We start from the raw sequence: 15,709 nt of genomic DNA, 5'->3' as shown, positions 1-15,709 counted from the left end.
TGATTCGATTCGCCCGTTACAAACCTAACCGCCCGCGCAAATATCGCTCAAGCGGCCCTTTCAACTCGTCGCGCTCGAGCGCCATCTCGACGGTTGCTTCAATATAGCCGAGCTTATCGCCGACATCGAAGCGTCGACCGCCGACCGGCATCATCACCATACGCTGCTGCCCGTTCAGCACCCGCAGCGAGTCGGTCAATTGAATTTCTCCGCCTCGGCCTGGAGCGCTGTTCTCCAGAATGCCGAAAATTTCCGGCATCAATACGTAACGGCCGATGATGGCCTGATTGGACGGCGCCGTATCGCGATCCGGCTTCTCCACCAAATCCTCGATCCAAAGAAAGTCCGATGCCTCCTTCACCGGAGACAAAATCCCGTACTTGGACACGTCCTCCCACGGCACTTCCTGCGCACCGATGACCGAGGTGCCCGTCATGCTGTGCAAGTCGATCATTTGCTTCAAGCAAGGCGGGTCCGACTGAATGATGTCGTCGCCGAGCAGCACGGCGAACGGCTCGTTCCCGATAAATTTGCGGGCGCACAAAACCGCGTGGCCGAGGCCGAGCGGCTGCTTTTGACGTATGTAATGAACGTCAGCCAGATTGGAAATCGACTGGACCATCTGGAGCAGTTCGGTGTTTCCTTTTTCCTCCAGGATCATCTCCAGCTCGGCCGACTTGTCAAAATGGTCTTCGATCGCCCGCTTGTTGCGGCCCGTCACGATGATGATATCTTCGATTCCCGAAGAAATCGCTTCTTCCACAATATATTGAATCGCCGGTTTGTCGACGATCGGCAGCATTTCTTTTGGCTGCGCTTTCGTTGCCGGCAGGAACCGGGTTCCCAGTCCTGCCGCCGGAATAATCGCTTTGCGTACGCTCATGTCCTCACTCCTCTTCTCTGTTTCAGCCTCTCGACGACCTCAGCGTCGATCCGGCGTCCTCCGACCGGGGCGTGAAACACGACGCCCCCGCGCTCGCCGTGGTAATCGGAGCCCGCCGTGACGACCAAGCCGTAACGATCGGCCATCGCAGCATAGTGGGCCTCCTGCCCGGGCGAATGGTCGGCATGGTAGGCTTCCAGTCCGACCAAGCCTTCCGCGGCAAGAGAAGCGATAAGATCGTCCCGCCCGTATAAGCCGGGATGCGCCAGCACCGGCGCGCCGCCGGCTTCCTGAACCCAGCGAACCGCTTCAAAGGGCGTAATGCGCGGCGGCGACACGAACGCGGCGGCTCCGCTGCCCAGGTAACGCTCGAACGCCTCAGCCATCGATCCGACGTAGCCCTTGCGCACGAGCGCGTCCGCAATGTGCGGGCGCCCTATCGTATCGCCTTGCTTCTTAACGGTCTGCAGCGATTGCAGCACGTCGTCCATCGTCAGGTCGAGGCCGAGCTCGCGCAGCCGCTCCACAATCATCTCGTTGCGCCGGTCGCGCACGCGCCGAAGCTGTTCCAGCCGGGACAACAACACAGGGTCGTCCTTGTCGATCCAATACCCGAGCACGTGGATATCGATCCCTTCATGCATCGTGCTGATCTCTACGCCAGGCACGACGGTGACGCCGTAGACGGCGCCGGCTTGAAGCGCTTCCTCCAGCCCTCCGACCGTATCGTGATCGGTCACCGCGACGGCGCTGAGGCCCGCTTCCGAGGCTAATCTCACATTGTCCGTCGGAGTCCCCGTACCGTCGGAAGCCAGCGTATGCGTGTGCAAATCGGCGAATGCCACTTGAGCCAACATCCCCTTCTCCTTAATGTCAATGCGCTACAGCCATTGGCTGAGATCGCGCTCCCGTAAAAACGTCAAAAACGTTACCGCCGAAATCGGCAGTAAGGTCGAGCTTAAATAAATGGCATGAAAGCTGCGGACGAAGCTTACATCCTTCACATCTTTTACCTGCAGCACCCCCAGCGCAGCCTCGTGTTTAAGCGACGATTGGGACAAGATCGAGATGCCGAGTCCCGCCTCCACCGCCGATTTAACCGCTCCTGTGCTGCCGAGCTCCATCACGATTTTGAGCGAAGACGGGTCATAGCCCGCTCGCGTCAGCTCTTCTTCCATCACACGCCGCGTACCGGAGCCCTGCTCCCGCAGGACGAAAGGGTACTTCATCAGTTCCTCCACCGGCACCAGGTCGAAGTCGCCAAGCGGATGATCCTTCGGCAGGATCAGCTTCAATTCGTCGCTGAGCACGGCTTCCGTATGCAGATCCGAATGCTTCACTTCTGCCTCCACCAGCCCGAACGTAAGCTGATGATTCAGGACTTCCTCCAAAATTTGCTTGGTGTTGATCACCTTCATGCTGACCGAAATATTCGGGTACTCCAAACCGAACGGACCGAGCAAGCGCGGCAGGATGTACTCCCCGACCGTCAGGCTAGCCCCCAGATGAAGCCGGCCCTCCAGCATATGCGTGAACTTTGACATACTAACGTCCGTTTCCTTAATCAGCTCGATACTTTTCTTCGCGTAAGGCAGCAGCGTGCGTCCCGCTTCCGTCAGCTCGACCCGCTTGGTTGAACGGACGAACAGCTTCGTGCCGAAATAATCCTCCAGCGATTGAATTTGCATCGTCACTGCCGGTTGGGTCATATGTAAAGCCCCGGCCGCGTGTGAGAAGCTGCCCTTTTCCGCGACCGTGTAAAAAATGTGAAGCTGATGAAAATTGAGCGCCATAACGTACCTCCGCAAGGGTCTTCCTTCAAATTATATCTAAAATAACGGCGATTAGCCATCCGAACGTTTTAAGCCCGCGTTAAAAATGAAAAAAGGTACGCCTTGAGGGCATACCTTCAATAACGCATCGTAAGTCGGAGAGCTTGGCGTTATCTTCGCTTCCTGCTGTTCTTGATCAATGTCATGCGGCGGGAGTGGCGCAGCCACGAGTAATACGAACGCAAATCGCGCAGTTCCATCGTTTCGGACATCCGTCCGAGAAAGGTGACGACGATCATCTTGTAAGTCGGAGGCCCTGGTTGAGGCCCGGGCTTCACGGTTTCGGCGAATTCGCAGACCATCACCAGATCATCATCGATCAGAAAGACGTCCTGCTCATTTTTGTAGTAAGTCCGAATGGAATTTGATCTTAATTTGCTCCACAAAAATTCGGTGATGTCATGGAAACCGGTTTTCTCGGATTCAACACGATCGGCCCACCGGCTGCGGGCATGATGCGTAATCACGATATCTGTAATTGCTCGACCCCCAAGCACGATCGGGTTGGTATCGTTTCGGTTGTCACGTTCGCCGACTCTGCGTTCTGCCACAAACCAAACCCTCTTCCTACAAAAATAGTCCGTCAAACCTATATACTTTTTTAATCTACTATTATATTTTACAGCATCCCTCGCGAGAATCAACTTAAAAAATCTTTAGATAAAAGGCCCCGGTTCGAACCAGAGCCTTCATTTCGTCATAGAATGCTAAAAAAACCGCCGTTTGCGGCGGCGGGTTTGTCTTACAGGGTGTAGAATCTTGTTTTATCAGGCATATTACTGCTATACTCGGTTTTGATTTCATTCCGGTAGGAACGCTCCACTTTTTTGACGAAGGGCAGCTTTTGCAATTGTTTGACCGTGTCGTCCAAACGGCTTGCATAAACATACATAGCGGCATAATGCAGCTTCTTGGAAATAAAATGGACGTTTCCGTATTTCTCCAAATGCTTAGCCGCCGCCTTGACGTCGGACACCCAAACGATGATTCCGGTACGCTCGGTAAACATATCGTTAACCTTCTTTCTCCAGCTTTCTTAGACAATGAAAGGAATGAAACTCGATGTCCACTTCAGATGCCGAACTTCTTGTCGCCGTCACGCGCGGTCCGGTTACGGAAAGCGTTCATCGCGGCCATATCGCCGTATCGGACTCGCAAGGAAGGCTGCTGGCTTATGTGGGAAATCCGCACTTTTATACGTTCGCCCGCTCCACCGCCAAGCTGCTGCAGGCCATTCCGCTTCTCGAAGCGGGCGGCGCCGAACGGCTGTCGCTGACCGATGCCGAAACGGCCATCACTTGTGCGTCCCATAACGGGGAGCCGGAGCATACACAGGCGGCGATGTCCTTGCTGGGCAAGGCCGGCCTGGGTGTAAGCGCTCTTGATTGCGGGCCGCAGGAGCCGTTGCTGCGGCGCGAAGCGGATCGGCTCAAATACGAGCATGTCGCGGCCGCGCCGATTCACAACAATTGTTCGGGCAAACATGCGGGCATGCTCGCCCTAGCCTCGTTGATGCAAGTATCTACTCATCAGTATACTCACCCCGATCATCCTGTCCAGCACAAAATGCTGCAAACCGTCAGCGACATGTGCGGAATCCCGGCCGAGCGCATCGAGCTTGGCGTCGACGGCTGCGGGGTTCCGGTATTCGCGCTTCCGCTGGCTGCTCTTGCCTACGGATATGCGCGCCTCGGGCGCCCGGATGACTTGGCGCCGAAGCGTGCGGAAGCTTGTCGGCGCATTATAGCGGCCATCCGCCGTTCCCCGTTCTATCTAGCGGGCACGGATCGTTATGATACGCGCTTGGCGGAATTAACCGCCGGACGGATTATCGGCAAGATGGGCGCTGAAGGCTTGTACGCGGCGACCGTCCCGGAGCTGGGCATCGGCATCGCCATTAAAGTGGACGATGGCGCCGAACGGGCGCTGTATCCGGTTGCAACGGAAGCGCTGCTGCAGCTCGGTCTGTTAAGCGAGGAGGAAGCAGAACGGCTCGCCCCGTTCCACCGGCCGGACGTCGTCAATCGCCGGCATGAGACGGTCGGACGGATTCAGCCGGTATTTCGGCTTATTCGCACACAAGAACACACATGCTAATAAAACAGAAAGGGCGGCGTCTGCCGCCCTTCATTGGTTCCGGTTTACTCCCGCCTCAGCCGCAATTCCCGCTGCAGCTCCCTCCGGAAGAACAACCCCCGGAGCTTGCGAGCGGATCGTTCGAAGGCACCTTGATCGTTTCCGAGACGGAACGTGCGATCGTCTCCGAGACGGTATATAGAAGGTCGTCCAGCTTCCTCTCCGCCTCTTTATATTTACGAACCGCCTCTACTTCGTCAAGCTGCGCCTGCACGGCTTTCACCTGATCGAGCGCCTCGTGATAATTCGGATGATAGTGGCCAAAGCGTTCGCACTCTTCGAAAAGCTCTTTCTTCTTGGCGAACTCCTTCACCAGACGCGCCACTTCCGGATCGGCGTCCTTGGCTTGCTTCCAATATAAATAATCCGCGGTTTCTGCGGAGTACTTGATCATATCGGCCAAATCGTAGGCCTCCAACAGGATGGCAGACATATCGAGCGTGCGCGATTCCATAACCGCCATGTTTAAGCACCCGCCTTTCGGATAGTATAAGCTTACCCTTCTATCATATCACATTTTAAAGAAATACGCCGTTGGATTAATATTTATCGTTGATCCCAGGCAAAATCAGCTTCATCTCCTGCCATTCGTCGGCAAGGAGACGAATTTCGCCGGCGTTCCCGCTCCGTTCCTCCGCCGGCCCGAGCCCGGTCATGCACCAGGTGCCTCTGGTTTCCTGCACCTTGCGGGGGGCGAACCGAACATCGGCGCCATCCTTGCGGATTTGCAGCAGCGTCCGCATCTCGATCGCTTTCTCAACCATATCTTTGCGCGTAGATGGGTGATAATTCCGATAATCCCGCAGCCAAGCCGCCGGGATATCCCGCAGGTCCGGATACAGATCGGCAGGCTCAGGCAGCCGCGCTTCCATCTGAAAGTATGCGATGGAATGCCGCGAGTAGACGAGCCCCTTCGCCGTTCCGGCATCAAGCTCAAACTCCGGTTCACGCGGCGGCTGTGTTCTCTCTTGCCCGGAATCCCGGAGCAGCGAAGGATAGCGGCGGCCTCCGCTTCCGGCAGCAGGATCGGCAGCCGGAAGCCCGGCCATAAATCCGGCCTTCTCCAATGCGGCGGCGAGCGGCTTGATATCGTTCTCGTCGATGACGTAATGCATGTCCCCGATCCGCTCGCCCAACAGCTTCGACACCGGCGGCAGTCTCGTTAAGGCTGCCGCCGTATCGGCATCGGCGCAGCGCAGCAGCACGACACGCGTGAGATTCGTTTTGCCGAACGGCTTCGCCCATTGCTCGACGGTCAACCGGACGTTGTCCGGCAGCCCGTATGCCGCGTGCTCTTCCAGAAAGTACAGCACGTCGTCCGCAGTTCTCCCCTGCTCCAGGGCATACTTGAGGCTCGCCTTGGTCAGTTTGGTTACGGAGAGCACGTCCCGGACAGGCGGGTCGCATAGGCAGATCAGCTCCCATTGCACCCAAAGCGGCACGTCAGGCGGTACGAGGATTTCGAAATCCGGCTGCACGAGGAAGGCACCCGGCATCTCCTCGACCGCCTCCCCCTCCGTACCGGCGGCTCGCCAACGCCAACGATAATACGTAGAAGCGCCTCCCTGGCCCTCGCGGCCGAGGCCGATGCAGCCTCGCTCCAGCCAGCCGAGCCCGGTTAACGGCTCCAACCATTGCTCCCTTAGCAAACGCACGCGTTCGGCCGCATCGTCCGAGTTTTCCGCGCCCTCGGCGAGCCCGTAACGGCGCAGCGAGCTCAGCAGCATCTCAGGGGCAAACCATTCGCCTTCCGGGATCGTCTCCAGCAGCAGCACTGCGTGCTGCTGCCACGCATAGGCCGGGAAGGCAAGCTCCTTCCACAGCCGGTACAACCGTTCGTTTTGCCGGGCACGGGTAGCGTGGAGAAACGAACGCAGTTGTTCTTCCTGCAGACGCAACCCTTCGTCATCCATCTCAAGCAATCCCATTTTCAGCAGCATATCCAGGACCAGCGCCGTCTTCAACGGGTAGACGTCCGCATAGGCATACTTCAGCGACACGCCTTGGAAGCACTCGTCTTGCCAAGGCAGCCCTTCATTCAGCCGTTGAACGGCTTTCTTCGGCAGCGTGCCGTTTTTTGTCAATTTCATATCCAGCTTCGCAATCAGCGTCAGGATGTCGAAGATGGCGATGACAGGTTCCCGGCCGCCCCCGGCTTGCAGTTCAATCGAACCCGGGTCCAGCCGTTCCTCCGCCGCTCTTTCGCCGAGCAGCGGGTAGAGGATGCGCTGCCACCGCGGAAGAGCGTCTTCAGGAAGCAGGTACACAAGCTCGCCCCACGACTTGCGGAATGCGAACACCAGTCCTTTACGCCGAATGCCGGCGAATCCGGCTTGTACTTCCGCACCGGATAGCGCCGCCCCAACCGATCGCTCTAAACGCGCGTCGTCAAAGGGTTCGCAGCCGATCCGCCGCACAACAGCGTCCAACACCGTACGTTCCGCCGGCGCAAGCCGATTGTACACAGTCTCCAGCACCACATCGTCCTGCCAAAGCCGCTCCAGCGCTTGTCCTCGCCTCAGCCACGGCGCATAAACGGTTTCCGCTTCAAGACGACCGCGCAGTTCGGCCGGCATCAAGGCAAGCAGTCGATCGTAATTCATCGCACGGTCACCTCCGACACACCGGCCGCACCGACCATCCGGTAGTTGTAGCCTTGTTCGATCAGAAACAACTGACGGTTCATCGCAAACTCCTGCTCTTTTGTATCTTCGCTGACAATCGTATAAAAGTAAGCTTTATTTTCTCCCGATTTCGGCCGTAAAATGCGGCCCAGCCGCTGCGCCTCCTCCTGACGGGAGCCGAAGCTGCCGGACACCTGTATCGCCACCGCCGCATCGGGTAAATCGACGGCAAAGTTGGCCACTTTGGACACGATCAGCACGGGAATTTCGCCGCTGCGGAAGCTGTGGTATAACGCCTCCCGCTTGTCGTGCGGCATCTCGCCGCTGATCATCGGCGCGCCGGTCCGCTCAGCAAGCTTGTGCAGCTGCTCCAAATATTGCCCGATGACGATTACCTGCTCGCCTTCATGCTTGCGCAATAACCCATCCACAACGTCCAGCTTGGCCCGGTTATTGCTTGCGATGCGCATCCGTTCCCGTTCGGCCGCCGACCGGTAAGCCTCCATCTCGGCGGGCGGCAGCGGCACCCGCAGCTCGACACATTCGACGGAGGCGATCCACCCTTGCGACTCCAGAGTTTTCCAGGGCATCTCGTACCGCTTCGGACCGACGAGCGAGAATACGTCCTCCTCGCGTCCGTCTTCGCGGATCAATGTAGCGGTAAGCCCCAGCCGCCGCGTCGCCTGGATATCGGCCGTCACCCGGAATACGGGAGCGGGCAGCAGGTGGACTTCGTCATAAACGATAAGCCCCCAGTCCCGTTTATTAAACAGGTCCATATGAACGAACGATTCGTTCTTCGACTTGCGGTACGTCAAGATTTGATACGTTGCGATCGTCACGGGGCGAACTTCTTTTTGCAAGCCGGTATATTCGCCGACCATATCCTCCGTGAGGTCCGTTTTATCCAAAATTTCGCGCTTCCACTGCTTCACCGACGTGCTGTTCGTCGTCAGAATGAGCGTCGCGCACGACAGCTTCCCCATCGCCGCAATGCCGATAACCGTCTTCCCTGCGCCGCAGGGCAGCACCAGAACGCCGCTGCCGCCCTGCATCGAGCCCTCGCGGTAGAAGGAATCGACCGCAGAGCGCTGGTAATCGCGAAGCGCGAAGGCGCCCGTACCGGCGGCATCCGAACGCAGCTGGATCGGCAGCGATTCGCCTCGGCTGTAGCCGGCAAGATCTTCAACCGGAAATCCGAGCTTGACCAGTTCCTGCTTCAATAAACCCCGGTACTGTGCAGAAAACCGCAGCGTCCGTTCATCCAGCTGGCATAGCCCATAGGAACGGAGCGATTTGTAACGAGCCATTTCCTTAATGATATCGATATCGTCGGAGATTAGAAGCAACTCATCTCCAAGCCTTTCCAACCGCACTAACCCGTACCGCTCAATAAATCGCCGGATGTCCTGCTTGACCGACACCGGGACGCCGAACTTCGAATTCGCTTCGAGAAAAGCGATCACATCCTCGGCCGTGACTCCCGCGGCAGCGGCGTTCCAAAGCGATAGCGACGACATCCGGTACGTATGCATATTATCCGGCGATTTGACAAGGTCGGCGTACCGGATCAGCTCGGCGCGCATTTCCTCGAATTGGGGGTGTCTCGTTTCCAATAAAATGCAGAAGTCGTGCTGTACAACGAGCGGCCGGTCTTTATGAAACGTAGGCATCGCAGTTCCCTCCAAGCATTGACAGATATTTGTAGTATGAGGGAACGGCGCACGATTTAAACCTCCTTTACCGAGAATCAAACTCGAAATTCCTTGAAAAACGTCGAAATTTGTGAAAAAATGTGTGGAGCAACCGATCTTTACCGTTGGGGCGGATCGGCGTAAAGGAGATTGCAATCATGATGAGACATCTTTGGGCGGCAGTGATCTGGGGAATGATATTCGTCTTGTCCGGGTGCGGGGTCCCGCCAGAGGGCACGGCTGGATCGGACGACGACGCATTCGTACAAGCCGTCTTGGCGGATTATCCTCAATTAAAAGGAAAGCCTTATTCGGTCGATCAAGTGAAACGTGTGGTCGACGGCGATACGTTCGAGACGGCCTCGAACAATAAAGTTCGCCTGATCGGCGTAAACACGCCGGAAAGCATCGGCAAAATTGAGCCGTACGGCAAAGAGGCCAGCGAGTATACGAAGAAACATCTGTCTAATCGGAAGGTCTTTCTGTTTACGGATACAGGAAACACCGATACTTACGGCCGACTGCTGCGCTACGTATTCGTCGAAGGGGAGCGAATCATGTACAACGAACTGCTGGTGCGTGAAGGATACGCCAATCCGATGACCGTGCCGCCGAATGTGATGTATGCGAAGCTGTTCGTCCAGGCGGAGAGAAGCGCTCGCGAGCAAGGCAAAGGCTTATGGGCCGCAGGAAAAAACCAGGCAGCAGCACTGGCGTCTCCGCGGGAACAAATAACGAAGCCGCCGATTCCACTTGCGCGAATCCGGAGATTAAAGGCAACATCAACGCCAGGAAGGAAAAAATATACCATGTTCCCGGCGGCCGCTACTACGAGCAAACCGTGCCGGAGCAGCTGTTTTGCAGCGCCAAGGAGGCCGAGAACGCCGGTTATCGCAAATCGAAAGAATAAGCAAAAAATCCTCCGGCTCCCCGGAGGATTTTTCATACGAGCGTATCATTTAATTGACGGTTTGTTTGTGGTTCTCGGAAATTTGGCTGAGCGCCTCGCCCGCCTCGTTCTCGAACTTGTCGCGCACCGCCAGATCCCCTATGGAGACGATACCGACAAACTCCCCGTTCTCGACGACCGGAAGGCGGCGAATTTGCTCCTTCGCCATCACCTTCGCCGCTTCATCGACGGTCGTATCCGGCGAGACGGATACGACTTTATCGCTCATCACCTCTTTAATCGCGGTGGATCCTTCCTTTTTAGCCGCAAAGCCACGGATGACCAGGTCGCGATCGGTCAGCACGCCGATCAGCTTCTTACCGTCGACGACCGGGATAAATCCCGTATCTTCCTGCTTCATTTTTACGGCAGCTTCATATACGTTGTCCTTCAGCGTCACTGTCGCGCAATCTTTCGTCATGATTTCCCGAAGCGTCCTCGATGCCATCGCGCTCATCCTCCTGAGAAAAAAATCGGCGGTACGCCGTCTCCCATAGATTTGCCCTGGCGGCGCGATCCCATGCGCTTCGAAGAACTAGCACTTAACGGGAAGTCCGGTACTCGTTCATATAATCGAGCGTCATGCTCACGAACAGCTTCGCCGCGTGCAGCATCGCATTCTCGTCGATGTCAAAGCGGGGATGATGGTGCGGATAAACAATTCCCCGCTCCCGATTGCCTGCGCCGACGAACATGAAGCACCCCGGAATTTGCTCCAAATAATAAGCGTAATCTTCCCCGGCCATAATAAGCGGCGAAAGCTTCGTGCCCGCTTCCCCGAATGTCTGCGGCGCCGTGCGCAAGAACCGGTCTGCTTCCTCGGCATGATTAATGACCGGAGGATACCCCATCTTGTAATCAAGCGTGTACGTGGCGCCGTGCATCAAACAGGTCTGGCGCACGATCGTTTCCAGCCTGTCCTTTACCATCGACCTTAAGTCCGGATGAAAGGTCCGGACCGTTCCTTTCAACGTCGCCGTTTCGGCGATGACGTTGAACGTCGTGCCGCCGTGTATCGATCCGACCGATACGACGCAAGGCTCCGTCGGATCGGCTGAACGGCTGACGATCGATTGCAGATTCACGACGAGCTGCGAAGCGACGAACACACTATCGATCGCCTCGTGCGGCAGTCCGCCGTGACCGCCCTTGCCTTTAATCTCGATCACAAACTCGTCCGCGGCAGCCATCATCGGTCCCGGCTTACAAGCCGCCGTGCCGACCTCGAACGGCGTCCATAAATGAATGCCGTATACGACATCGACACCGTCCAATGCGCCGTCTTCGATCATCCCCAGCGCTCCTCCCGGCGTCGTTTCTTCGGCAGGCTGGAACAGGAACACGACGGTGCCGTTCAGACTGTCGCGATGCCGGCTCAGCGTCTTGGCCACCGCGAGCAGCGTAGACGTGTGGGCATCGTGTCCGCAAGCGTGCATGACGCCGGGTACGGTCGATGCGTATTCGCACGCTTTCTCATCCTGAATCGGCAGCGCATCCATATCCGCCCGCAGCGCCACCGTCGGCCCTGCGTTCCGGCCTTCCAGCCGCGCAACGACGCCATGTCCCTTGCCCGCAAATGTACGGACCTCGAGTCCCCAAGCCAGAAGCCGTTCGGCTACGTAGGCAGCGGTCTCCGATTCGTAATAGGAAAGCTCCGGATTCCGGTGCATATGTCTGCGCCATTCGATCATCTCGGGAAAAACCGATTCAAGCGTTTCATTCATATTCATGGTCTTTCCCCCTTTGTATACGTCTTTAAGTCCACGATCCGTACCTTCGTTTCTTATTGTAACAAATGCGCGGGGCGGTTTCATCCATGTGTCACAAAATTTCAAATTTTCCCTTTGACGCCGCTTGGGCGGGATGCATTAGGCTTGCACAAGTAAGGGAAACATACTATCATGAGTAAAGTGATGTACATAGATTAGGAGGGCTTGCTGTGATTATTGAGAACAGTGGATTGAAGGGCTTGAAAAGCGATCTCGCCCATTTGGACGAAAGTATGGAGCAACTCGGGTTCGTGCGTTGGCAATGGGAGTACTACCGCGCCACTTACGACCTGAAGCTGGAAGATAAAGCAAACCGCGAAGATTACTTCCTGCGCATCAATACACGGGTGGAAAGCGGTAAATTGGAATCCCCTTACGCGATTCTTTACATTGAAGACGTTTATATCGGAAGAGCGACCTTCCCGCACGGTTTGGACTATCAATCTCCGGTGCCGGACTCCATCATGAAAGCCGTAAACGGTAAACTGGCGGAATTGAAAGTTAAGTTGACCCACTAAGCGGAGACTCTCGATGAATTCGCCGCGACGAGGAACGCCTGATTTTCTGCTGCTCTTTCTGACGTTTTTACTCGTGTGCATCGGTTTGGCGTTCGTATTCAGCGCAAGCGTAGCGATGAACGATCCTTGGAGTTTGGTCATTAGGCAAGGCTTGGCCGTCGGCTTGGGAACGGTCATCATGTTCTTTTGCATGAATGTCGATTTCCGCAAGTTTCAGAAATGGGTGGCCCCCTTCCTTACCTTCTCCATCGTGCTGCTGCTTCTAGTGCCGATCGTCGGACGCGAAGTGAACAACGCCAAAAGCTGGATTTATATCGGTTCCTTCGGTTTGCAGCCTACGGAACTCGCCAAACTGGCCGTCATCCTCTACTTGGCGGCCTTGCTTAGCAAAAAGGGGGATAAAATCCACGATTTCAAGCGCGGACTCGTTCCTCCTTTGCTCGTTGTCGGATTCCTGTGCATGCTGATCATGTTTCAGCCCGACCTTGGTTCCACCATGATCGTAGTTTTGAGTGCGGCGCTGGTCATCGTCGTTGGCGGCGCCAGCATCAAGCATATTATGCTGCTCGGCGCAGCAGGCGCCTCCGCCCTCGCGCTGCTGGCGTCCGTTTACTTGTTAAAAACGGGTGGAGACAGCTATCGGGTCGACCGGTTTACGACATTCTTGGACCCGTTCGCCGATCCGCAGGGCGGCAGTTTTCAAATCGTACAGTCGCTTTATGCGTTTGGACATGGCGGTCTGACCGGCGCCGGCTTCGGACAAAGCGTCCAGAAGCTGCACTACCTGCCGGAAGCGCACAACGATTTTATTTTCTCCATTATCGGCGAAGAGCTCGGCTTTATCGGATCATCCATATTTTTGATTATTTATTTAGTATTCCTGCTGCGCGGTCTTATCGTGGCCTTACGCTGCAAAGACTTGTTCGGCATGCTGGCGGGCGTCGGTATCGTCGGCATGATCGGCATCCAGGCCTTCATCAACATCGGCGGCGTTACCAACACCATTCCGATGACCGGTGTTACGCTTCCACTGATCAGCCAAGGCGGAACATCCATGCTGGTGACGCTGATGAGTCTCGGAATTCTGCTCAGCATCTCGCGGGAATACAACCGGCCGGATAAAGAGCGGGAGCCGGGAAAGAAATTGAATGAGCGCCGATGGGCGAGATAGAGAGAAAACGGGAAAACCTAGCGGCTCAACGCTAGGTTTTTTTGGGGTATTCGGATGCTGATTTTCATCAGGGATTAGGTTTGTCCGGAACAAAAGATGGCCAGAACCAGTATTCACTTCCTTGAGCTATAATTAGAAGTTCAAGCCAGGTCGCAAAATCCATGTTCAAGTCAATGGCATACTCATATGAATTGATACAATCTTGCCAAAATAAATAGTTTTTTCCCTCAATATAGGCTAGAGAGTCAATGAAAATCATGGCGGTGTTCGCCATTCAATGCTCGCACAATCTTTTCTTGATTCATCTCATTGTCACATCATTTCGAATAATTAATCCGATGGGCATCTCGCCCCGGACATGAAAAAGCAGAGGGCGATTTCTCGGCACCCCCTGCTGCGCTATCTTCCTATTTTACCCGATGCTGCGGGTCTTCGGTATGTACCGCTTCTTCTTCGCGGAAGGCGACCCCTTCCACTTTCACGTTGACTTCAATGACCGATAAACCGGTCATGTTCTCCACCGCTTCGCGCACGTTCTCTTGAAGATCGCGGCAAACCTCCTGGATCTTGCTTCCGTAGTGAACGATTACGCGCAGATCGATGGCGGCCTCGACTTGACCCACTTCAACGGAAACGCCCTTTTGCGCGTTTTTCCCGCTCAGGCGCTTGGCCAATCCTTCCGACATCCCTCCAGACATGGCGGCGATCCCCGGCGTCTCCAATGCAGCGAGTCCTGCTATGGTTGCAACGACGTCATCTGAAATGCGGATAAGACCAGTTTGAATTTCTTCGTTCATGAGGATCACTCCTTCACCGATTATACTTCTATTGTAATAACTTCTTTCATGGAAAGCAAATCCAACGTACCCTCGGATTGACAAGGTTCGACACCGGTGCAGCTGATAGTTCAAGGCTTTTCCCGGTGCTTCGCCCTTAGCGTTATTGCACCGCGATTCCGTACTTTTCATCACCGGACTGCGGGTCCAATAAATATTTTGATTGCCTTACATCTTGTAGGGGATTAGAATATTGTTTGTTGATTTAAGGAATACTTTCCCATATGAGGTGATTGTTATGAGACGATACGGTTTTGCCATCGGACTAATCGCTAGCTTCATTTTGAGCGGAGTGGCTCATTATGTCGGCGCTCCAACCTTTAGCCCAACGGTGCAATTTCTGATTTCCGCGGTATCGATCGTGTTCGTTGCCGGGTTTCTTGGCAAAGCGACGGAAAGCGTCGCTCATTATGCCGGAGAACGGCTCGGCGGTTTTCTGAACGCAACGTTCGGGAATGCGGCGGAGCTGATCATCGCCATCTTTCTGGTCAAGGACGGCATGTTCGACATCGTCAAGGCGAGCGTCACCGGTTCGATTATCGGCAACATGCTGCTCGTGCTTGGATTAAGCGTCCTGCTCGGCGGGTTGAAGTACAAAGAGCAATCGTTCAACCTGAAGCTCGCCGGCCATAACGGCTCGCTCATGCTGCTCGCCGTCATCGCACTGTTCATTCCCGCCGCCTTCACGAAAAGCTTGACGACGAACGAGACGATCAACCTAAGCATTATCGTTTCCGCTATCCTTATTGTCGCCTACTTGCTGTGGCTTTACTTCTCGATGGTCACCCACAAAGACGAGCTTTCGGACCCGGTTGTCGAGCATGGAGAAGCGGCCTGGTCCAAAGGGACCTCCGTGCTTTTTCTTATCCTTGCCACGGTCATGGTCGCATTCGGGAGCGAATGGCTCGTGGGCACGCTCGAAGGCTTCAGCCATCAATACGGATTATCCGAGCTGTTCGTAGGCGCTTTCCTCATTGCGATCGTCGGCAATGCGGCCGAGCACAGCGCCGCTATTATTATGGCACGCAAGAACAAAATGGGCGCCGCGGTCGAGATCGCGATCGGCAGCAGCCTGCAAATCGCACTGTTTGTCGCGCCGCTGCTCGTCCTCGTGTCCGTATTATTCGGCAAAACGATGGACCTCGTCTTCACCGGGTACGAGCTGGTCGCCATCGGCGTTGCCGCCTTTATTGCCAAATCGATTTCCAGTGACGGAAAAACCACCTGGTTCGAGGGCGTCCTGCTCTTGGTCGTGTATCTGGTGCTCGGCATCGCCTTCTTCCTCGTTTAACCCAAA

16 protein-coding genes and 1 pseudogene are annotated in these 15,709 nt (G+C 55.6%); 6 read left to right on the top strand and 11 right to left on the bottom strand.

Annotated features, from left to right (window positions below; translation table 11 throughout):
* Window positions 1-16: 16 nt before the first annotated feature.
* The 5 genes from galU to JMF85_RS14635 all read right to left on the bottom strand — a co-directional run bounded on the left by galU (window position 17) and on the right by JMF85_RS14635 (window position 3,724).
* Window positions 17-883, bottom strand: a complete 867-nt coding sequence (gene galU, locus JMF85_RS14655) for a UTP--glucose-1-phosphate uridylyltransferase GalU (protein ID WP_054797032.1) — start codon at window positions 881-883, stop codon at window positions 17-19.
* Window positions 880-1,740 carry a PHP domain-containing protein gene (locus JMF85_RS14650; protein ID WP_155615457.1) on the bottom strand — a complete coding sequence of 287 codons (861 nt, stop codon included), beginning with the start codon at window positions 1,738-1,740 and terminating at the stop codon, window positions 880-882. Before JMF85_RS14650 ends, galU begins: the two co-directional genes overlap by 4 nt.
* A gap of 24 nt (window positions 1,741-1,764) precedes the next feature.
* Complete coding sequence (locus JMF85_RS14645) at window positions 1,765-2,676, bottom strand: selenium metabolism-associated LysR family transcriptional regulator (protein ID WP_054797030.1); 912 nt, start codon at window positions 2,674-2,676, stop codon at window positions 1,765-1,767.
* Window positions 2,677-2,825: 149 nt separating this feature from the next.
* Window positions 2,826-3,266, bottom strand: coding sequence for a hypothetical protein (locus tag JMF85_RS14640; protein ID WP_127608479.1), 441 nt, complete (start codon window positions 3,264-3,266; stop codon window positions 2,826-2,828).
* 191 nt (window positions 3,267-3,457) lie between these two features.
* Entirely contained in the window at window positions 3,458-3,724 is a 267-nt protein-coding gene (locus JMF85_RS14635; protein ID WP_127608480.1) for a YlbG family protein, read from the bottom strand.
* Between the two features lie 53 nt (window positions 3,725-3,777).
* Between JMF85_RS14635 and JMF85_RS14630 the strand changes: the two genes are divergently transcribed.
* Window positions 3,778-4,812 carry an asparaginase gene (locus JMF85_RS14630; RefSeq protein WP_054798755.1) on the top strand — a complete coding sequence of 345 codons (1,035 nt, stop codon included), beginning with the start codon at window positions 3,778-3,780 and terminating at the stop codon, window positions 4,810-4,812.
* 55 nt (window positions 4,813-4,867) lie between these two features.
* Here the strand turns inward: JMF85_RS14630 and JMF85_RS14625 are convergent, their stop codons facing one another.
* The 3 genes from JMF85_RS14625 to JMF85_RS14615 all read right to left on the bottom strand — a co-directional run bounded on the left by JMF85_RS14625 (window position 4,868) and on the right by JMF85_RS14615 (window position 9,148).
* The gene (locus JMF85_RS14625; protein WP_127608481.1) at window positions 4,868-5,314 is read right to left on the bottom strand and encodes a YlbF/YmcA family competence regulator; all 447 of its coding nucleotides are present in this window, start codon (window positions 5,312-5,314) and stop codon (window positions 4,868-4,870) included.
* Window positions 5,315-5,390: 76 nt separating this feature from the next.
* Window positions 5,391-7,454, bottom strand: coding sequence for a helicase-associated domain-containing protein (locus JMF85_RS14620; protein WP_201318431.1), 2,064 nt, complete (start codon window positions 7,452-7,454; stop codon window positions 5,391-5,393).
* Window positions 7,451-9,148 carry a DNA repair helicase XPB gene (locus JMF85_RS14615; protein WP_127608483.1) on the bottom strand — a complete coding sequence of 566 codons (1,698 nt, stop codon included), beginning with the start codon at window positions 9,146-9,148 and terminating at the stop codon, window positions 7,451-7,453. The genes JMF85_RS14620 and JMF85_RS14615 overlap by 4 nt, the downstream gene beginning before the upstream one ends.
* A 179-nt stretch (window positions 9,149-9,327) precedes the next feature.
* Between JMF85_RS14615 and JMF85_RS14610 the strand changes: the two are divergent.
* Window positions 9,328-9,795 (top strand): annotated as a pseudogene (locus JMF85_RS14610) (thermonuclease family protein); the annotation flags it as partial.
* A 53-nt stretch (window positions 9,796-9,848) separates the two neighbouring features.
* On the top strand, window positions 9,849-10,079 hold the full coding sequence (locus JMF85_RS14605) for a sunset domain-containing protein (protein WP_201318430.1): 231 nt from the start codon (window positions 9,849-9,851) through the stop codon (window positions 10,077-10,079).
* A 49-nt stretch (window positions 10,080-10,128) separates the two neighbouring features.
* On the opposite strand, the gene JMF85_RS14600 is transcribed toward JMF85_RS14605, so the two are convergent.
* Window positions 10,129-10,566 carry a CBS domain-containing protein gene (locus JMF85_RS14600; RefSeq protein WP_054797028.1) on the bottom strand — a complete coding sequence of 146 codons (438 nt, stop codon included), beginning with the start codon at window positions 10,564-10,566 and terminating at the stop codon, window positions 10,129-10,131.
* A gap of 94 nt (window positions 10,567-10,660) precedes the next feature.
* Window positions 10,661-11,848 (bottom strand): M20 metallopeptidase family protein, encoded by a 1,188-nt coding sequence (locus tag JMF85_RS14595; protein ID WP_054798754.1) that lies wholly within the window; start codon window positions 11,846-11,848, stop codon window positions 10,661-10,663.
* A 209-nt stretch (window positions 11,849-12,057) separates the two neighbouring features.
* Here JMF85_RS14595 and JMF85_RS14590 point away from each other — a divergent pair, with 209 nt between their 5' ends.
* On the top strand, window positions 12,058-12,405 hold the full coding sequence (locus JMF85_RS14590) for a YugN family protein (RefSeq protein WP_054798753.1): 348 nt from the start codon (window positions 12,058-12,060) through the stop codon (window positions 12,403-12,405).
* Window positions 12,406-12,418: 13 nt separating this feature from the next.
* On the top strand, window positions 12,419-13,576 hold the full coding sequence (gene ftsW, locus JMF85_RS14585) for a putative lipid II flippase FtsW (RefSeq protein ID WP_127608486.1): 1,158 nt from the start codon (window positions 12,419-12,421) through the stop codon (window positions 13,574-13,576).
* 407 nt (window positions 13,577-13,983) lie between these two features.
* Here the strand turns inward: ftsW and JMF85_RS14580 are convergent, their stop codons facing one another.
* Window positions 13,984-14,373 carry an Asp23/Gls24 family envelope stress response protein gene (locus JMF85_RS14580; protein ID WP_127608487.1) on the bottom strand — a complete coding sequence of 130 codons (390 nt, stop codon included), beginning with the start codon at window positions 14,371-14,373 and terminating at the stop codon, window positions 13,984-13,986.
* Window positions 14,374-14,650: 277 nt separating this feature from the next.
* Here JMF85_RS14580 and cax point away from each other — a divergent pair, with 277 nt between their 5' ends.
* Complete coding sequence (gene cax / locus JMF85_RS14575; RefSeq protein ID WP_054797026.1) at window positions 14,651-15,703, top strand: calcium/proton exchanger; 1,053 nt, start codon at window positions 14,651-14,653, stop codon at window positions 15,701-15,703.
* Window positions 15,704-15,709 lie beyond the last annotated feature (6 nt).

Origin of the sequence: Paenibacillus sp. EPM92 (genome assembly GCF_016586185.1) — a bacterium.
Classification (GTDB): Bacteria; Bacillota; Bacilli; order Paenibacillales; family NBRC-103111; genus Paenibacillus_G; species Paenibacillus_G validus.
Note: the sequence above shows the minus strand (reverse complement) of the source record. Positions and strands in the feature narration are given on the sequence as shown.